This is a genomic window from Tamlana crocina (assembly GCF_012037625.1).
In genome coordinates this window covers 1-303 of sequence record NZ_JAAVJS010000754.1, presented here as the reverse complement: position 1 = coordinate 303, position 303 = coordinate 1, and the positions used below count along the sequence as shown (strand labels likewise).

Below are 303 nucleotides of genomic sequence, written 5' to 3'. Positions count from 1 at the left end.
CGACAATGGGTTCGGATATCACATCAATGTTATAAACATACCTATGGAAACTATTTTAAAATCTATTTTAACATGTCCTTATTGCAAGTATGCCAGGGAAGAAGTTATGCCCACAGACGCTTGTCAATTCTTTCACGAATGCTCCAGTTGTGGAGCTGTTATAAAACCATTAGAGGGCGACTGCTGCGTGTTTTGTAGTTATGGTTCTGTACCGTGTCCACCGATTCAGAAATCGAGGTCATGTTGCGGTTCCAACGGTAGATAGGTAGATAGAACCCAATGACACTTAGGAATCCAGTATCC

At 41.6% G+C, this 303-nt stretch carries 1 protein-coding gene; it reads left to right on the top strand.

The window, feature by feature from the left end; translation table 11 throughout:
• Positions 1-265: GDCCVxC domain-containing (seleno)protein (locus tag HC176_RS18860; RefSeq protein ID WP_425338232.1), on the top strand; the 265-nt coding region annotated here is incomplete at its 5' end.
• Positions 266-303 lie beyond the last annotated feature (38 nt).